This window comes from Prosthecomicrobium sp. N25, from assembly GCF_037203705.1.
Lineage (GTDB): Bacteria > Pseudomonadota > Alphaproteobacteria > Rhizobiales > Ancalomicrobiaceae > Prosthecodimorpha.
Genome location: NZ_JBBCAT010000002.1, coordinates 416,433 through 433,193 on the forward strand (window position 1 = coordinate 416,433; position 16,761 = coordinate 433,193).

At 71.7% G+C, this 16,761-nt stretch carries 17 protein-coding genes; 8 read left to right on the top strand and 9 right to left on the bottom strand.

The window, feature by feature from the left end; all coding sequences use genetic code 11:
* Positions 1-45: 45 nt before the first annotated feature.
* Together WBG79_RS16800 and WBG79_RS16805 are read left to right on the top strand one after the other, a co-directional pair.
* Complete coding sequence (locus WBG79_RS16800; protein ID WP_443147474.1) at positions 46-1,080, top strand: TRAP transporter substrate-binding protein; 1,035 nt, start codon at positions 46-48, stop codon at positions 1,078-1,080.
* 40 nt (positions 1,081-1,120) lie between these two features.
* Entirely contained in the window at positions 1,121-4,153 is a 3,033-nt protein-coding gene (locus WBG79_RS16805; protein WP_337358338.1) for a putative bifunctional diguanylate cyclase/phosphodiesterase, read from the top strand.
* Positions 4,154-4,162: 9 nt separating this feature from the next.
* Here the strand turns inward: WBG79_RS16805 and folD are convergent, their stop codons facing one another.
* From folD to WBG79_RS16825, 4 genes are all read right to left on the bottom strand, one after another.
* Positions 4,163-5,086 (bottom strand): bifunctional methylenetetrahydrofolate dehydrogenase/methenyltetrahydrofolate cyclohydrolase FolD, encoded by a 924-nt coding sequence (gene folD, locus WBG79_RS16810; protein WP_337358339.1) that lies wholly within the window; start codon positions 5,084-5,086, stop codon positions 4,163-4,165.
* 120 nt (positions 5,087-5,206) lie between these two features.
* Entirely contained in the window at positions 5,207-5,527 is a 321-nt protein-coding gene (locus tag WBG79_RS16815) for a DUF167 family protein (RefSeq protein WP_337358340.1), read from the bottom strand.
* A gap of 20 nt (positions 5,528-5,547) precedes the next feature.
* A complete protein-coding gene (locus tag WBG79_RS16820) occupies positions 5,548-5,838 on the bottom strand; it encodes a YggT family protein (protein WP_337358341.1) in 291 nt (96 codons plus the stop codon).
* 93 nt (positions 5,839-5,931) lie between these two features.
* Positions 5,932-6,696: a cytochrome c oxidase assembly protein gene (locus WBG79_RS16825; RefSeq protein ID WP_337358342.1), complete on the bottom strand. Its 765-nt coding sequence runs from the start codon at positions 6,694-6,696 to the stop codon at positions 5,932-5,934.
* Positions 6,697-6,806: 110 nt separating this feature from the next.
* Between WBG79_RS16825 and ku (WBG79_RS16830) the strand changes: the two genes are divergently transcribed.
* From ku (WBG79_RS16830) to WBG79_RS16845, 4 genes are all read left to right on the top strand, one after another.
* Positions 6,807-7,673: a non-homologous end joining protein Ku gene (gene ku / locus WBG79_RS16830; protein ID WP_337358343.1), complete on the top strand. Its 867-nt coding sequence runs from the start codon at positions 6,807-6,809 to the stop codon at positions 7,671-7,673.
* A gap of 71 nt (positions 7,674-7,744) precedes the next feature.
* The gene (gene ku, locus WBG79_RS16835; protein WP_337358344.1) at positions 7,745-8,653 is read left to right on the top strand and encodes a non-homologous end joining protein Ku; all 909 of its coding nucleotides are present in this window, start codon (positions 7,745-7,747) and stop codon (positions 8,651-8,653) included.
* Positions 8,654-8,662: 9 nt separating this feature from the next.
* Complete coding sequence (gene ligD, locus WBG79_RS16840; RefSeq protein ID WP_337358345.1) at positions 8,663-11,284, top strand: DNA ligase D; 2,622 nt, start codon at positions 8,663-8,665, stop codon at positions 11,282-11,284.
* A gap of 66 nt (positions 11,285-11,350) precedes the next feature.
* A complete protein-coding gene (locus WBG79_RS16845) occupies positions 11,351-12,439 on the top strand; it encodes a DNA topoisomerase IB (RefSeq protein WP_443147487.1) in 1,089 nt (362 codons plus the stop codon).
* Positions 12,440-12,443: 4 nt separating this feature from the next.
* On the opposite strand, the gene WBG79_RS16850 is transcribed toward WBG79_RS16845, so the two are convergent.
* Complete coding sequence (locus tag WBG79_RS16850; RefSeq protein WP_337358346.1) at positions 12,444-12,638, bottom strand: hypothetical protein; 195 nt, start codon at positions 12,636-12,638, stop codon at positions 12,444-12,446.
* 165 nt (positions 12,639-12,803) lie between these two features.
* Between WBG79_RS16850 and WBG79_RS16855 the strand changes: the two genes are divergently transcribed.
* On the top strand, positions 12,804-13,646 hold the full coding sequence (locus tag WBG79_RS16855) for a hypothetical protein (protein ID WP_337358347.1): 843 nt from the start codon (positions 12,804-12,806) through the stop codon (positions 13,644-13,646).
* Positions 13,647-13,653: 7 nt separating this feature from the next.
* Here WBG79_RS16855 and WBG79_RS16860 read toward each other — a convergent pair whose 3' ends face one another.
* A complete protein-coding gene (locus tag WBG79_RS16860; RefSeq protein WP_337358348.1) occupies positions 13,654-14,460 on the bottom strand; it encodes a response regulator in 807 nt (268 codons plus the stop codon).
* A gap of 213 nt (positions 14,461-14,673) precedes the next feature.
* Here WBG79_RS16860 and WBG79_RS16865 point away from each other — a divergent pair, with 213 nt between their 5' ends.
* Positions 14,674-14,826 carry a hypothetical protein gene (locus WBG79_RS16865; protein ID WP_337358349.1) on the top strand — a complete coding sequence of 51 codons (153 nt, stop codon included), beginning with the start codon at positions 14,674-14,676 and terminating at the stop codon, positions 14,824-14,826.
* A gap of 7 nt (positions 14,827-14,833) precedes the next feature.
* Here WBG79_RS16865 and WBG79_RS16870 read toward each other — a convergent pair whose 3' ends face one another.
* The 3 genes from WBG79_RS16870 to WBG79_RS16880 form a co-directional block, all read right to left on the bottom strand.
* A complete protein-coding gene (locus WBG79_RS16870) occupies positions 14,834-15,112 on the bottom strand; it encodes a GNAT family N-acetyltransferase (protein ID WP_337358350.1) in 279 nt (92 codons plus the stop codon).
* A 74-nt stretch (positions 15,113-15,186) separates the two neighbouring features.
* Complete coding sequence (locus tag WBG79_RS16875; protein ID WP_337358351.1) at positions 15,187-15,948, bottom strand: SDR family NAD(P)-dependent oxidoreductase; 762 nt, start codon at positions 15,946-15,948, stop codon at positions 15,187-15,189.
* A 40-nt stretch (positions 15,949-15,988) separates the two neighbouring features.
* Positions 15,989-16,753, bottom strand: coding sequence for a FadR/GntR family transcriptional regulator (locus WBG79_RS16880; protein ID WP_337358352.1), 765 nt, complete (start codon positions 16,751-16,753; stop codon positions 15,989-15,991).
* Positions 16,754-16,761 lie beyond the last annotated feature (8 nt).

The following is a 16,761-nucleotide window of genomic DNA, read 5'->3' on the forward strand; positions in this document are numbered from 1 at the left end:
ACGGCTCTTTTCGGCGGCACTGCCGTCGCGACGGCCGCGGACCCGGTGACCTTGAAGGTCGTCGGCGGCCTGGCCGGAATCCGGCAATATTCGGAGTTCGAAGAACCGTTCTGGCGGGTCGAGATGCCGGCCCGCACGGACGGTCGCGTCCGCGCGATCATCCACCCGTTCGACGGCAGCGGGCTGAGAGGGCAGGAGATGCTCCAGCTCATGCGCCTTGGCGTGGTGCCGTTCGGGACCGCGATCCTCAGCATGGCGGCGGCCGACGAGCCGGAACTGGCGATGGCCGACCTGCCGGCGCTCAATCCGGACCTCGAATCCCTGCGGACCACCGTCTCCCTGTACCGGCCCCGGCTGAAGCGGCTCCTGGCGGAGCGCTACGGCATCGAACTCCTGGGCGTCTACACCTATCCGGCGCAGGTGCTCTACTGCACCGGCGCCTTCGACGGCCTCGGGGATCTGGCAGGCCGGCGCATCCGGACCTCCTCGGCCGCGCAGTCCGACATGATGGCGGCGCTCGGCGCCGTCCCGGTCATCCTCCCCTTCGCGGAGATCGTCCCGAGCCTCCGGCGCAAGGTCGTGGACTGCGCGGTGACCGGCACGCTCAGCGGCAACGAGATCGGCCTCTACGAGGCGACGAGCCACATCCACGCCATGGCGATCAGCTGGGGGCTGTCGATCTTCGGGGCGAACCTGTCGGCCTGGGACGGGCTACCGCCGGACGTGCGCGGGGCGGTGCGGTCCGGCGTCGAGGAGCTCGAGCGGCGGATCTGGGCCGCCGCGGAGAGCGATACGACCCTCGGCTTCGCGTGCAATGCCGGCTGGCCGTCCTGCACGACGGCCCGGCGCGGCCGCATGACCATCGTGCCGGGGCGGGCGACGGACGACGAGAAGCGTCGGCGGCTCCTGCAGGACACCGTCCTGCCGCGCTGGATCGACCGCTGCGGCGCCGATTGCGTGCAGGCCTGGAACGAGACCCTGGCGCTCAACAGCGGCATCCGGGTCTGGCTGGACCGCGCCTCGGACGCCGCCAGGACCGAGCCGGTGCGGCTTCGGTCCGAATTGCCGCGGGTCCCGTGATGGCGGCCGCAGGCGTCCCGACAAAGGCCGAGGTGACCCCGTGCTCCGACGCCGCCTGATCCTCGCCGTCCTGGTCGGCACCGGGCTCGTCATCGCGACGTTGCTCGGCGGCACCCTGCTGGTCCTGTCGCGCGCTGAGGACGCGGCCTGGCGGGGGGCCCGGGAGAGCCTGGATCGCAGCGCGCGGACCGCGGAGGCGATCGTCAACCGGCACCTGCTCCAGGTCGACGGAGCGCTCGCGAGCCTGCCGGGGCTGATGCCGGCCCGGGACTGGGACGATCCGGCGGCCGCCTCGCGGCTGCTGAAGGGCCTCAACTTCCAGACCTTCGCGTTCCGCGACCTCCTCATCCTGGACGGTGCGGGCAACGTCCAGGCGGCGGGGCGGCATCGGCCGACGGGACGGACCTCGCCGATCGGCGCGGAGGCGGCCGCGGCGGCGACCGACACCGGCATCGGCACCCTGATCGGGCCGATCCGGGAGGCGCAGACCGGCGACTGGGCGGTCTACCTCGTCAGGGCCCTCGTGATGCCGGGACGCGAGACGGTGATCGCCGCCGCCGAGATCCCGATCGGCTTCATCACCACGCCCCTGGCGAGCCTCGGCGACACGCCGGGGCTCAGGATCCGGATCGAGCGTCCGGACGGGCACCTCTACGCCAGCCTGCCGCACGCGGAGCTGGCGCTCGGGCGCAAGGGACCGCCGCTCGGCCGCCCAGGGCGAGTCGAGAGGGGCGAGGCGGTGGACGGGGAGGGTCGGCGGCTGGAGGTGCTGGCGACCCGCCGCTCCACCCTCTACGCGGGCGTCGACGTGGCGCTCGACCTGGACACCGGCGTGGCGCTCGGCTCCTGGTCGCGCGAACGGGAGCGGATCACCCTGGCGGCGACCCTCGCGGCCCTGGTCATTCTCGCCTTCGCGGGGGCTCTCGTGGTCGCCCTGCGGCGGCAGGACCGGCTCGACCGGGAGCGGATCAGTGCCCAGGACCGGCTCGCGGAGGCGGTCGAGGCGATGTCGGACGGCTTCGTCATGTGGGACGAGGAGGACCGCCTGGTCACCTGCAACCGGCACTACCTGGATCTCTACGCGCTCAGCGCGCCATACATGGTCCCGGGCGCCACGTTCAGCGAGATCATGCGCCAGGGGGCGCTCGCCGGGCAGTATCCGCAGGCCGGCGACGACCTCGAGGGCTTCGTCGAGCGGACCGTGGCCTGGCACCGGGCCGGCAAGGGGACGATCGAGCGGCTCCTGCCGGACGGGCGCTGGCTCCTGGTGACCGAGCGGCGGACCGCCAACGGCGGCTATGTCGGCATCCGGACCGAGATCACGGCCCTGAAGAAGGCCCTCTCCGAGGTGGCGCTCGCCAACGAGAAGGTGCGGGCGACCATGGCGGAGATGCAGCACCAGAACCTGCTGTTCGACACGGCGCTGCGCAACATGCCGCACGGGCTGCTCATGGTGGACGCGGAGAACCGGGTCATCGTCTCGAACCGGCGCTTCGCCGACCTCTTCGGTCTCGACGCGGACCGCGACCTGCACGGCTGCCGCCTCGCCGACGTCTTCGCGACCGACGAGGAGGGCGCCCTGCAGGACCGGCTGGCGGCCCGGCAACGCTCCATCGCGTCGCGGGCCGCGGCAGCGAGCTTCGTGGTCGTCGACCGGCAGGGCCGCGCGGTCTCGGTCACCCAGCGGCCGATGCCGGACGGCGGTTTCGTGGCCATCTACGAGGATGTCACCGAGAAGCAGCAGACTGAGGCGCAGGTGCGCTACCTGGCGCACCACGATCCCCTGACGGGGCTGCCGAACCGGGTCCTGTTCCGCAAGGAGCTGGAGGAGCGGCTGAGGGGCTCTTCGCGCGAGAACGGGCTCGGGGTCCTCTACCTCGACCTCGACAAGTTCAAGGATGTCAACGACACGATGGGTCACCCGACCGGCGACGCGCTGCTGACGGCGGTGGCGGAGCGGCTCCGGCGAAGCCTGCGCGACTCGGATCTCGTCGCGCGGCTCGGGGGCGACGAGTTCGCGGTGGCGCTCGGCGGCCCCCGGATGGCCCAGAAGGCGCGCGACGTCAGCCGGAGGGTCATCGCGGAACTGTCCCGGCCCTACCGGCTTGGCGACCGGACCGTCAACATCGGGGTCAGCATCGGGGCCGCCGTGGCGGGGCGGGCCACGCCCGACGTCGACAGCCTGATGAAGAACGCGGACCTGGCGCTCTACGAGGCCAAGGCCAGCGGCCGCGGCACGGTCGCGATGTTCCGGCCGGCCTTCGCGGCCAAGCTGCACGAGCGGCTGGAACTGGAAAGCGACCTGCGGGGCGCCCTCGCGCAGGCGCAGATGGAGCTCGACTACCAGCCGCTCTTCCACCTGGAGAGCCAGCGCGTGGTGGGCTTCGAGGCGCTCTTGCGCTGGAACCACCCCGGACGTGGCCGGATCGCGCCCGCGGCCTTTGTCCCGCTCGCCGAAGACACGGGCCTGATCGACGAGATCGGGCTCTTCGCCCTCGACCGGGCCTGCCGGGACATTGCGCCGCTGCCGGACGTGAAGGTCGCCGTCAACCTGTCGCCCATGCAGCTTAAGTCGCCGACGCTCACCCGGTCCGTCCTCGACGCGCTCGCCGGGTCCGGCCTGGCGCCGACGCGCCTGGAACTGGAGGTCACCGAGACCGTGCTCCTGGAGGAGGACGAGCGCATCCTGGCGACGCTGCACGGCCTCCGCGAGGCGGGGATCCGCATCGTGCTGGACGACTTCGGCACCGGCTACTCGTCGCTCGCCTACCTGCGCCGGTTCCCCTTCGACAAGATCAAGATCGACAAGGTGTTCGTGCGCGACGCGACGAGCCGGCCAGACTGCGCGGCCATCGTGACCTCGATCATCGATCTCGCCCAGCGCCTCGGCATCGGCACCACGGCGGAAGGGATCGAGACGCAGGAACAGCTCGACCTGGTGCGCCGCCTGGGCTGCACGGAGGGGCAGGGCTACCTTCTCGGCGAGCCGGCGTCGGCCCTCAACGCGGTCAAGACGCTGAGGGACGAGGCCGCCGTCAAGCGGCCCCGTCTCCTGGTGGCGCAGGCCGGATGAGGCCCGGCGTCAGCGGAAGAGGTCGCGGTCGATCTCGGCGAAATAGGCCGGTGCCGGCAGGCCCCGGCGCCGGCAGGCCGCGATCAGGGTGTTGCCGAGCAGGGTCGCGATGGTCATCGGGCCGACGCCGCCGGGGACCGGCGTGATGTGTCCGGCGACGGCTGCGGCGCTCTCGTAGTCCACGTCGCCGACGAGCTTGGTCTTGCCCTCACCCTTCTCGGGGGCGGGGACGCGGTTGATGCCGACGTCGATGACCGTCGCGCCGGGCTTGATCCAGTCGCCCTTCACCATCTCGGGAATGCCCACGGCAGCCACCACGATGTCGGCGCGGCGGCAGACGGCGGGCAGGTCCTTGGTGCGCGAATGCGCGATCGTGACGGTGCAGTTGGCCTTGAGCAGGAGCTGGGCCATCGGCTTGCCGACGATGTTGGAGCGGCCGACCACGACGGCGTCGAGCCCCGAGAGCTTGCCGAGGGTAGCGCGCAGCAGGATCATCGAGCCGTAGGGGGTGCAGGGGACCAGGCTCCACTGGCCGGTTGCCAGCTTGCCGACGTTGACGACGTGGAAGCCGTCGACGTCCTTCTCGGGCGTGATCGCCTCGAGCACCTTGGCGCTGTCGATGTGCTTGGGCAGGGGCAGCTGCACCAGGATGCCGTCGACCGCCGGATCGGCGTTGAGCTTAGCGATGAGCGCGAGGAGATCGGCCTCGGCGGTGGCCGCGTCGAGCTTGTGCTCGATCGAGTTCATGCCGACCTCGACGGTCTGCTTCGCCTTGGAGGAGACGTAGACCTTGCTGGCCGGGTCCTCGCCAACGAGCACGACCGCGAGGCCGGGCACGAAGCCGTGGTCGTTCTTCAGGCGGGTCACTTCGCCCGCGACCGCGGCGCGCAGCGCCTCCGCCTGGGCCTTGCCGTCGATGATCTCAGCCGTCATGCACGTTCCCTCTCCGGCGGCCTCCGTGGGGCCGCGTCATTGGCATCCCTCTCCGTACGGGCCGAAGCCGCGCGCGGTTCTCTGGTGTCTCCGAGGAGCAGGTATCTGGTATACCAGATCTCAGCCGCGGACCAGCCGCAGGACGGCCGTCTCGAGGGCGTTCGGGTCGCCCTCGATCCTGACCGTCTTGATCCGCGACGCGTGGCCGGAGACGACGCTCACCCGCGACTTGGCGATCCCGAGCCCGCGGGCCAGCATCTCCTCCAGCGCCGCATTGGCGGCGCCGTCCTCGGGCACCGCCCGGACCCGGGCGGCCAGCACGTTCTCGCCGTTCGCCAGTTCCTCGAACGGGCCGACGCTATCGCGCGGGGCGTTCGGGGTCAGCCGGACGCGCAGTCGCACGGACTCTTCGTCGCGGAGGAGGACGCGGGGCGGGATCACGGGCGGGCTCGTCGGGAGGGTCAGAAGACGCGGGGGAGGACGTAGAGCTGGATCGAGCGCTGGATGATGAAGATCAGCAGCAGGAGCACGATCGGGGAGAGGTCGAGGCCGCCCATGGAGGGCAGGAAGCGCCGGATCGGGCGCAGCACCGGCTCGGTCAGGCGGTAGAGCGTCTCGCCCACCATGGAGACGAACTGGTTGCGCGTGTTGACCACGTTGAAGGCGTAGAGCCAGGAGAAGATGGCCGAGAGGATGACGACCCAGACATAGAGGTCCAGGACGAGAAGTACGGCTTCCACGAGGGGGCGCATGGGCAGGTCGGCTCCGTGATGGTCCCACCCATGTAACGGCCGCGGCGGCGCTTCACAAGGTCGCGCCGCATGCACCTCGGCGAAGCCCGGCCATCAGGGCCGGATCTCGCCGCCACGACGCTCCAGCTGCGACAGCTCGCGCCCGATCTCGGCGATCGCTAACGCGGTGATCACTACGCCGGCCGGGATCCACATGACGAGGCCGCCGAGCTGCTGATCCTCAAGGGGGCTGAGGCCCCAGGGCACGGTCGTGACCGCATGCACGGCGTACCAGGGGCGCGCCGCGAAGGTCAGGAGCGCGCCGAGGCCGGACATCTGCAGGGCCGTCGCGAAGCCGACCGCCAGGGAATGGCCGAAGCGGCCGGCGGGGCGGGCCAGCAGGGCGGTCCACAGCCAGACGGCCGTGGCGAAGAGGCTCGCCTGCATGGCCCAGTAGAGGGTGGCGCTCGTGAAAGTGGCCTCGTAGGGGGCCGGCAGGTGCCAGGCCCAGAGCACGGCCGCGAAGGCGGCGGTGGCGGTCCAGAGGCCGTCGCGGAGGAAGCGCGGGAGGGACGGGAGCCCGGCGAGGCCGGCGGCGACCAGCGGGGCGGCGACCAGCGTCAGCAGCATATGCTGGGTGGCGCGGGCGGAGAAGAGAGCGACGCTCAGGTTGCAGAGCGGGGAGATCACTGACACCGCCAGGATCGCCCAGCCTGCGGCGGCGAGCGAGGTGCGGGCCGGTCCGGCGCCGCGCAGCGCCCGGAGATGCAGGCCGGCCGCCAGCGCGAGGACGAAGATCAGGACGGGATCGAGGTTCCAGGACACCGCGCCGGGAAGGGGCGGCGTTCCGCAATAGGCGGTCGGGGTCGGGTCGGCCATGACGGATCTCCGGCGCGTCGAAGGGTCTGGCAGGAGGAACCCGCGGAGGCGGCCGTTTGTTCTGCCGGGTGCGGGGCGGGCCGTCCGGTCCGGCGCGACGGGAGGCCGGGATGGCACCGAGGACGTTCTGGAAGGGTTACCTCAAGCTGTCGCTCGTCACCTGCCCGGTGGCGATGACGCCGGCGACGACGGAGGCCGAGCACGTCCGGCTGCACATGCTGAACCGGGCCACCGGTCATCGGGTGCGCAGCCACTACGTGGATTCGGTCACCGGCGGGGCCGTGGAGGACGGCGACCAGGTCATGGGCTGGCCGAGCGGGCCGGACCAGTACGTGATGCTCGAAGAGGACGAACTCGACGCGATCGGGCTCGAGAGCACGCATACGATCGACATCGAGCGGTTCGTGCCGAAGGACCAGATCGACCGGCTGTGGCTCGACGGCGCCCACTACCTGGTGCCGAACGATCCGGTCGGCGAGGAGGCGTTCAGCGTCATCCGCGAGGCGATGGCGGCGACCGGCAAGGTCGGCATCTCGCGGCTGGTGCTCGGGCGGCGCGAACGCTTCGTCATGCTGGAGGCGCGCGGCAAGGGCATCATCGTCTGGACCCTCAGGGTCTTCGGCGAGATCCGGGACGAGGACGCGTATTTCGGCCATCTCGGGGGGGAGAAGCCGCCCGCCGAGCAGGTCGATCTGGCCGTGAAGGTCATCAGGGAGCGCATCGCCGGCTTCGACGCGGACCTCCTGGAGGACACCCGCGACGCCGCGCTGGAGCACCTGATCGCCGCCAAGTCGAAGGGCCGCCCGCCACCGGCCGCGGAAGCGCCCGCCGAGCCGAAGGCCACCAACGTGGTCGGGATCATGGACGCGCTCCGGCGCAGCCTCGCCAAGGAGACCGCGGCGGCGAACGACACGGGGACCCCCGACGCGGGCGCGCCCGCCGGCAAGCCCAAGGCCAAGCCGCGCCGCAAGGGCTGAGGGACGGCGCGCGGGCCGGGGAACGTCCGGGCCCCGACCGGCATTGACTCGCGGTCAACGAGGAAGCCGCCATGCCGCGCGCGAATTGGAAGGGGTATCTGAAGCTCGGGGCGCTCACCTGCCCGGTGGCGCTCTACACCGCCGCCTCCACCTCGGAGCGGGTCGAGCTCAACACGCTGAACCGCGGCACGGGCAACCGGGTCCGCCGGGAATGGGTGGACGAGGAGACCGGCAAGGCGGTCGAGACGGAGGAGACCGTGCGGGGCTACGAGGTCGCGCCGGGCGACTACGTGGTCCTGGAGAAGGAGGAGATCGACGCGGCGACGCCGGCCTCCGACAAGACGATCGCGCTGGAGCGCTTCGTGCCGGCCGGCGACGTCGACGAGGTCTTCTTCGACCGGCCCTACTATCTCGCCGCCTACGACAAGCCCGGCGAGGCCGCCTTCGCTGTGTTGGCGGCGGCGATCGCCAAGAGCGGCACCATGGCACTCGGCCGCACGGTGCTGTTCCGCCGCGACCGGTGGCTGGCGATCCAGCCGCGCGGCCGGGGCCTCCTGGCCCATACGCTGCATACGGACAACGAGGTGCGCGACTGGCGCGCGCTGTTCGACGAGGTGCCGGACATGGCCATCGCGGGCGAGATGCTCGACTTGGCCCGCCACATCATCGACACCAAGACGGGCAGCTTCGAGCCGACCGCGGTCAAGGACCGCTACGAGGAGGCGCTGGTGGAGCTGATCCGCGCCAAGCAGGCGGGCCGCGCGCCGAACCTGCCGAAGCCCGCGACGCCGTCCAATGTGGTCGACCTCATGGAGGCCTTGCGGCGCAGCGCCGGGCTGGCCGGCGGCAAGGCGCCCTCCGCATCGAAAGCATCGGGGGGGGCCAAGCCCACGGCCGGGGCCAAGCGCGGGAAGGCCAAGGCGCCGCCGGCCGGCCGCGCGCCTGCCGCGAAGCCTGCGCCGAAGCGCAAGGCCGGGTAGGATCGGGCGATGGCGGACCTCGACACCTACCGTGCCAAGCGGGACTTCGCGAAAACCCCGGAGCCGAGCGGCGAGGCTGCCGCCGCCGGCGCCGGGGACAGCTTCGTCATCCAGAAGCACGCGGCGACGCGGCTCCACTACGATTTCCGGCTGGAGCTGGACGGGGTCCTGAAGAGCTGGGCGGTGACGCGCGGCCCCAGCCTCGTGCCCGGCGAGAAGCGGCTGGCGGTGGAGACCGAGGACCATCCGCTCGACTACGGCGGCTTCGAGGGCACGATCCCCAAGGGTCAGTACGGCGGCGGCACGGTGATCCTCTGGGACCGCGGCCGCTGGAGGCCGCTCTTCGATCCGCACAAGGGGCTCGCCAAGGGACACCTGGAATTCGAGCTGGAGGGCGAGCGGCTGCATGGGCGCTGGCACCTCGTGCGCATGAAGGGACGGCGCGGCGAGAAGCGGACCAACTGGCTGCTGATCAAGGGCGAGGACGAGCATGCGCGCGCCGAGGGTGACCCGGAGATCGTCGAGGAGGCGCTCACCTCGGTGGAGTCCGGCCGGACCATCGAGGACGTTACGCATGGGGTCGGCGAGGTGGCGGTGTGGCAGAGCAAGCCGGTGGAGCGGTCCGGCGCGCGGCGCAAGGCGCGGATCACGAAGGCGGCCGACGCGGCGGCCCCGGATCGGCCAGAGGCCGGCCCCGGCGAGCCGATCCCTGCGGTCGCGGATCCGGCTGCGATCCCGAAGTCGAAGGCCGGGCGACTCCCGGACTTCGTCGAGCCCTGCCTGGCGACCCTGCAGCCGAAGCCGCCCTCCGGGGCGGCGTGGCTGCACGAGATCAAGTTCGACGGCTATCGGCTGCAGGCCCGGATCAAGGACGGGCGCGTGGCGTTGCGCACGCGCAGCGGGCTCGACTGGACGTCCAAGTTCGGCGCCCGCGTGCCGGAGGCCCTGGCGCGCCTGCCGGTGCGGACGGCGCTCCTCGACGGGGAACTGGTCGTCGAAGGGCCGAACGGCGCGTCCGACTTCTCCGCCCTGCAGGCGGACCTCGGGGCGGAGCGGAGCGACCGCTTCGTCTACTACGCCTTCGACCTCCTGCATCTCGACGGCCGGGACCTGACCGGGTCGCCGCTCGGAGCCCGCAAGGCGACGCTCGAGCAGGTGATGGCCGGCGTCGAGCCCCTGGGTCCGATCCGCTACTCGGCGCATTTCGAGGTCTCGGGCGACGCGATGCTCCGCCACGCCTGCCGGCTCAGCCTCGAGGGCGTGGTCTCCAAGCGCGCGGACCGGCCCTACCGCGGCGGGCGCGGCAAGGACTGGGTCAAGTCCAAGTGCGCCGACCGCCAGGAGTTCGTGGTGGCCGGCTACGTGCCGTCGACCGTCAACGCGAAGGCGATCGGTTCGCTGGTGCTCGGCTACCACGACGCGTCGGGGCTGCGGCATGCCGGGCGGGTCGGGACCGGGTTCACGAACGCGGTGGCCACGGAGCTGAAGCGCCGGCTCGATCGCCTCCGGGCGGCGAGGCCGACTTTCGCCGCGAAATTGCCGGCCGCCGAGGCGCGCGGGGTAACCTGGGTCCGGCCGGAGTTGGTGGCGGAAGTGGAATTCCGGGGCTGGACGGCGGCCGAGAGCCTGAGGCACGCTTCCTTCCGGGGCCTTCGGGACGACAAGGCGGCTGCGGATGTGGTGCGCGAGGGGAAACAGGGGGCCGAGACGGCGTCGGAGGCTCCGGCTGTGATGTCGGCGGCGCGGACGAGCGTCAAGCTCACCCATCCCGACCGTGTCTACTGGCCCGAGACGGGGGTCACGAAGGCCGGGCTCGCCGACTACTATGCCGAGGTCTGGCGGCTGATCGCGCCGCACGTGGTCGGACGGCCGCTCAGCCTGGTGCGCTGCCCGGGCGGGACCGCCGAGGCCTGCTTCTTCCAGAAGCACGCCTGGAAGGGCATCCACCGCGCGATCCAGCGGCACCCCGATCCCCTCGACGAGGCCGGCGAGGACATTCTCTGGATCCGGGACTTCGACGGGCTCGTCGCGCTGGTGCAGGCGGGCGTGCTGGAAATCCATCCCTGGGGCTCCGCGCTCGCCGACCTGGAGCGGCCGGACCGGATCGTCATGGACCTCGACCCGCACGAGGACGTGCCGTGGAGCGCCATGATCGCTGCGGCCGAGGAACTCCGGGAGCGGATGCGGGCGGCCGGGCTGGTGCCCTTCCTGAAGAACACCGGGGGCAAGGGGCTGCATGTCTGCGCGCCGCTGAAGCCGGCGGCCGACTGGGAGACCGTCAAGGGCTTCTGCCGGGACCTGGCCGAGGCGATGGAGCGTGATGCCCCGGCGCGCTTCGTCTCGACCGCCACCAAGGCGAAGCGGACGGGCCGGATCTTCGTCGACTACCTGCGCAACGGACGGGGCGCAACGGTTGTCGCCCCCTACTCGACCCGGGCACGCACGGGGGCGACGGTGTCGACGCCGCTCGCCTGGGACGAGCTCGGGCCGGAGATCGGGCCGGCCCACTACACCGTCCTCAACCTCGGCCAGCGGCTCGCCGGCCTCCCGGGCGATCCCTGGGCCGATTTCGGGGCCTCCGCAGTGCCGCTGGAGGCTGCCAAGCCGGCGCGCAAGCGCGCGAAACGGTGAGGTCCCACCACCGGAACCAAGCCTCCGCGGCCGGGTTCTCCTCCCACCGCCAGGAGGACCCCCGTGCTGAGAGACAGTCTCGACGACGCCGCACCCGGTCCCGGGCCCGGCGAGCCCCTGCCGGACGCTCCGGACCTGATCTTCTCGTCCGACGAGTTCCCCGGCATCCGCCGGCGCCGGGCCGGCAAGGGCTTCAGCTACATCGGCCCGGACGGGCTGACGATCCGCGATCGCGAGACGCTGGCGCGCATCCGCAAGCTCGCCATTCCGCCGGCCTGGACGGACGTCTGGATCTCGGCGGATCCGCGCGGGCACATGCAGGCGACCGGGCGCGACGCCAAGGGGCGCAAGCAGTACCGCTACCACCCGGACTTCCGTGCCGCCCGCGAGGCGGCCAAGTACGAGCACCTGACCGCCTTCGCGCGGGCGCTGCCGCTGATCCGCCGGCGCGTCGCCGAGGACATGGGCCGGCGCGGCCTGCCACGAGAAAAGGTGCTGGCGGCGATCGTGCACCTGCTCGAAAACACGCTCATCCGCATCGGCAACGCCGAATACGCCAAGGAGAACAAGAGCTACGGGCTGACCACTCTGCGCGACCGGCACGTCGCCGTGGAGGGGTCGGAGATGCGCTTCGCCTTCAAGGGCAAGAGCGGCAAGACCTGGAAGCTGCAGCTCAAGGACCGCCGTGCCGCCCGCGTGGTCAAGCAGTGCCAGGACCTGCCCGGCCAGCACCTGTTTCAGTATGTCGACGAGAACGGCGAGCGGCAGGCTGTGAAGTCCGAGGACGTGAACCGGTACCTGAAGGAGATCACCGGGCAGGACATCACCGCCAAGGACTTCCGCACCTGGGGCGGGACGGTGCTGGCCGCCGTGACCCTTCACGAATACCAGAAGATCGACAATCACGTGCTCTCGAAGAAGAACGTCAAGACGGCCATCGAGCAGGTCGCCGCGAGGCTCGGCAACACGCCGACCATCTGCCGGAAGTGCTACGTGCATCCGGAGGTGGTGGCGAGCTACCTGGACGGGGCGCTGGCGCTCGAGGTCAAGGAGGAGATCGAGGCCGAGCTCCGGGACGGGCTCGACCGGCTGACGACCGAGGAGGTCGCCGTGATGGGGCTCCTGCGCGCGCGGCTGGAACGGGAGGCGGCGTGACCGCTCAGCGGCGACCCTCGCCGTCCGCCTCGCGGGCGTCCCGCAGGAGCGCCTCGAGATCCTCGCTGAGCGGGTCGTGGCGCGTGCCGTCGAGCCTCCGGCGCAGGTCCTTGCCGATGCCGTCGATCATGTCGACGACGAGCCGCGGGGTCGTGATGTCGGACGGGCGGGCGCGGGATGCGGGGTCTTTCGCGGGCATGGCGATATCCAGGGCTGCCTGTCGGTGACAACACGCTGTCGGGAGTCCGGTTCCCGGGCACCCGCGCCGGTTCGCGTCTTTCTGGTCGGAATCGTACGAAATTGGTTCGGAACGCCCGCACGGGGCTGCGCGTTCGGGCGCAACGGCGTTGCGAAGGATCGGAGCATGACCATAGCGCTGGCGGCCTCCGAGGCTGTCGCCCGGCCCTGGGGCATTCCCGCGGCGCATTTCGGCTTCGAGCCCGGCGGCGGCATCGAGAGGGTCGGCGAGGTGCGGTTCCGGCGGCCGGACACCATGGCGGCCGGGAGACTCGGCCTGCGGCTCGTACTGGCCGGGGAACCGGTGGCGGTCGAGGTGCATCCGCCGGGACGCGGCGGCGAGGCCTGCTACGTCCTGCAGGCCGGCCCGGAGGCGCGCATCGGGCACGGGCTGCGCAAGGAGGCGACAGCCGATGCGGTGCATGCCGCGCTCGACCTGCAGGTACTGCCCCGGCTCCTGCGCTGGATCGGCGTCAAGGCCGGGGACGCCTTGCCGATTCCGGCGGGGGTGCTGCATGCGATCGGCGGCGGCCTCGTGTTGGCGGTGGTGGGGCCGGAGCGTGAGGAGGCCCTCATCCTGCACGACTACCGGCGCGGGCAACCGCTCGACGTGGAGGCCGGGATCGCGGCCGCGGACCTCGGGCCCGGGCCCGACATCCCGGGATCCGTCCAGGTGGACCAGGGGCGGACGGTGCTGGTCGAAGGGCCGGACCTGGTGCTCGAACGGGTTGTCCTGCAGCCGGGCCGGCCGTGTCGGCTGGAGTTCGCGGAGGAGACTTGGGTACTGGTGGTGGCGGGCGAAGGACGGCTCGGCGGGGCCATGCCGCTGCCGAGTTTCGCGGCGGCCGTGGCCGACGGCGGGGCCGCAGACTTCGAGCCGGGTCCGCGCGGCGCCACGCTGCTGGTCGCCTATGCGCGCGACCGCGTGCGGCCGGGCTTGGTACGGCCGGGAGTCCTGAGCCACCGCTGACCGGCCGTCAGCCGGCGCGGCCCTCCGCGGGGGCGAGCCTCGCGCGGGTGTCGAAGAAGAGCGCCTGCGCGATCAGCGCCTCGACCATCTCGGTCTGGAACGGCTTGGTGACCAGGAAGGCCGGTTCCGGCCGGAGGCCGGTCAGGAGCCGTTCGGGGTAGGCGGTGATGAACACGACCGGGACCTCGCGATCGGCCAGGATCTCGTTGACGGCGTCCAGGCCGGAACTGCCGTCGGCGAGCTGGATGTCGGCCAGGATCAGGCCGGGCGGGTCGTCGCGGGCGAGGAAGAGCGCGTCGCGGCGGGTGCGGGCGACGCCGGTGATGCGGTGGCCGAGCGCGCCCACCAGGGATTCCAGGTCCATGGCGATCAGCGGCTCGTCCTCGATGATCAGGACCTCGGTCCTCAGCTGGTCGGCGAGCTCGTGGCCGGCGACGCCGAGGAGATGGCCGAAGACATGGGTGTCCACGTCCAGGATGGTCGCGGCCTCGGCGGCCGAAAAGTCTTCGACGGCGACCAGCAGGAAGGCCTGGCGCGGATAGGGCGGCAGCGCCTGCAGGTTCTCGCGCGCCTTCGCTTCCCAGGCCGGGGCCTCGACCGGCACGGCGGGTCGAGGCGGGCCCGAAAGACGGGTGAACAGCCGGTAGAGCCCGATCCTCGGGCCCAGGTGCTGGGGGAAGACGGAGGGGTCCGCGATCACGGCGCGGAGCAGATCCGCGACCCGCGCATCGCCCTCCGTCTGCGATCCGGTCAGAGCGCGTGCGTAGCGTCGCAGATAGGGGAGATGCGGGGCGATCGATTCGGCAAGGGACATGGGGGCTCCGGGCCGGCCACCGACGTGTCCGGCCTCAGGATCAACGTCTTTCGGCGAGGCACGGTTCCGGGCCGCGAGGCCGGCGGCGCGCCGTCCTGCGCCAGGGGAGCCGCCGTCGGCGCGCGGATTGGGACAGCCCCGTCGAACAAAGCGGCGGCTCGGGCGTTTGATGGAACCTCTGGCGTCTCAACCGTTCCCGAAAGGGTCCGACCCGTGTTCGAGATCTCCCTGATGTTCCTGCTGGCCGGCCTGGCCGCCGCCGGTCTGGAGTATCCGCTGACTTCGGCCGCCGCCATCCTGCTCTCGGCCGCCTGCATGGCGCTACGCGTCGGCGAGGGGGCGCCCGCGGACGGCGACGACCGATGAAGGCGGGTCAGTCGAGAAGGTCGGCGAATTCGCGGTGCCGCCTCATCCAGGCGGCCGCATAGCCGCAGATGGGCGCGAGCTTCAGGCCTTCGCTGCGGGCCGTCTCGGCCACGCCGCGCATCAGGCGGTCCGCCGCCCCGGTGCCGCGCAGGGGGCGCGGCGCCTCGACGTGGGTGACGAGCAGGAGGTCGCCGCGCCGGCGGTAGTCGGCGAAGACGATCTCCCCGGCCACGTCGAGCTCGAAACGGCTGCGCTCGGGATTGTCGCGGATCTGGTCTGTCGACATCGGGTCCTCCCGCCTTCCTGGCCAACGCCCGGCGCGGCGGAGCGTTCCCGCGCCGGCCCGTGGGCGAGGCCGGGTCAGACCCAGCCGCCGTCGACCACGTAATGCTGGTTGGTGCAGCCGGAGGCTTCGTCGGAGGCGAGGAAGACGGTGAACTTGGCGATGTCGGCGGGCACCATCTTGCGCTTCAGGCACTGGCGCTGCATCAGCTCCACCTCGCCCTCCGGGGTCATCCACTTGGTGATCTGGCGCTCGGTCATGATCCAGCCCGGCGCGATCGCGTTGACGCGGACATTGTAGGGACCGTAGTCGCGCGCCAGCGAGCGTGTGAGGCCGAGCACCGCCGACTTGGCCGCCGTGTAGGCCGCCATCCCGCCCTGGCCGACCATCCAGCTGACCGAGCCGAAGTTGACGATCGCACCGGCGCGCGCCTCGCGCATGTCGGGCAGGACCGCCTGGGCGGCGAAGAACTGGTGCTTCAGGTTGACGGCGATGCGGTCGTCCCAGAGCTCCTCGGTGACGGTCTCGGTGGGGTGGCGCTCGTCATGGGCCGCGTTGTTGATCAGGATCTGGACGGGGCCGGTCTGGTTGCGGACCTCCGCGATCGCGCGCTTCAGGGACGGAATGTCGGTCAGGTCGCAATATTTGAAGGTCACGTCGCCGCCGGCGTCGCGACACCCGGCCACGACGGCCTCGGACGCCTCGCGGGCGATGTCGACGAACACCACGCGGCTCTTCTGGCGGGCGAAGTGGCGGACGATCTCGGCGCCGATGCCGGAGCCGCCGCCGGTGACGAGCACGACCTTGCCTTCGAGGTCGGGGTAGATGGCGCCGCTCATGGAATGTCTCCTCGGATCTTGGTGGTTGTCGTCGGCCGGGTCAGGCCCGGCTCTTCGTGAACGCGTCGCGGGTGGCGGCGAGGGCCTGGTCGATCAGGGCCGTCATGGTCGCGCGGGCGCCGGCGGCGTCGCGGGCCTGGATGGCCTCGAAAACCTGCCGGTGCTCGGCCAGGGGATCGCGCGGCAGGGTGCCGGTCCTCTGCTTGAACGTGGTGGTCCAGCGGATGGTGGTGCCGATGCCGCTGGAGAGCGCCGTCAGGGGCTCGTTGCCGGTCGCCACCAGGATGGCGTGGTGGAATTCGAGGTCGGCCTGCAGGGCGCGCTCGGAAGAGAGCCCGTCCCTCTCCATCAGGGTCAGGGCGGTGAGCATGGCGGCGAGGTCGTCGTCGGTCCGGCGTTCCGCCGCCATCCCGGCGGCTGCGGGCTCGACGATGCGGCGGAGTTCGAAGAGCGCATCGATCAGGCCGTCGCTCGGGGCAGCCTCGAGATGCCAGGCGAGCACGTCGGGGTCGATGATGTTCCACCGGGTGCGGTCGCAGATCCGGGTACCGGTCTTCGGCCGGCTCTCGACGAGCCCCTTGGCGGCGAGGATGCGCACCGCCTCCCGGTAGGCGGTGCGCGAGACCGAGAGCTGCTGGCTGAACAGGTCCTCGTTGGGCAGCACGTCGCCCGGCCGGTAGCGGCCGCCCACGATCGCGACCGCGAGGTCGTGCGCGATGGAGCCGTGCAGGCGACGGCGGTCGTTCGGCGCCGTCGGCACCGCCGCGGCGCGGCGTTCCGGCCGGACTTTCTCCCTGAGGCTCATGGCAATTC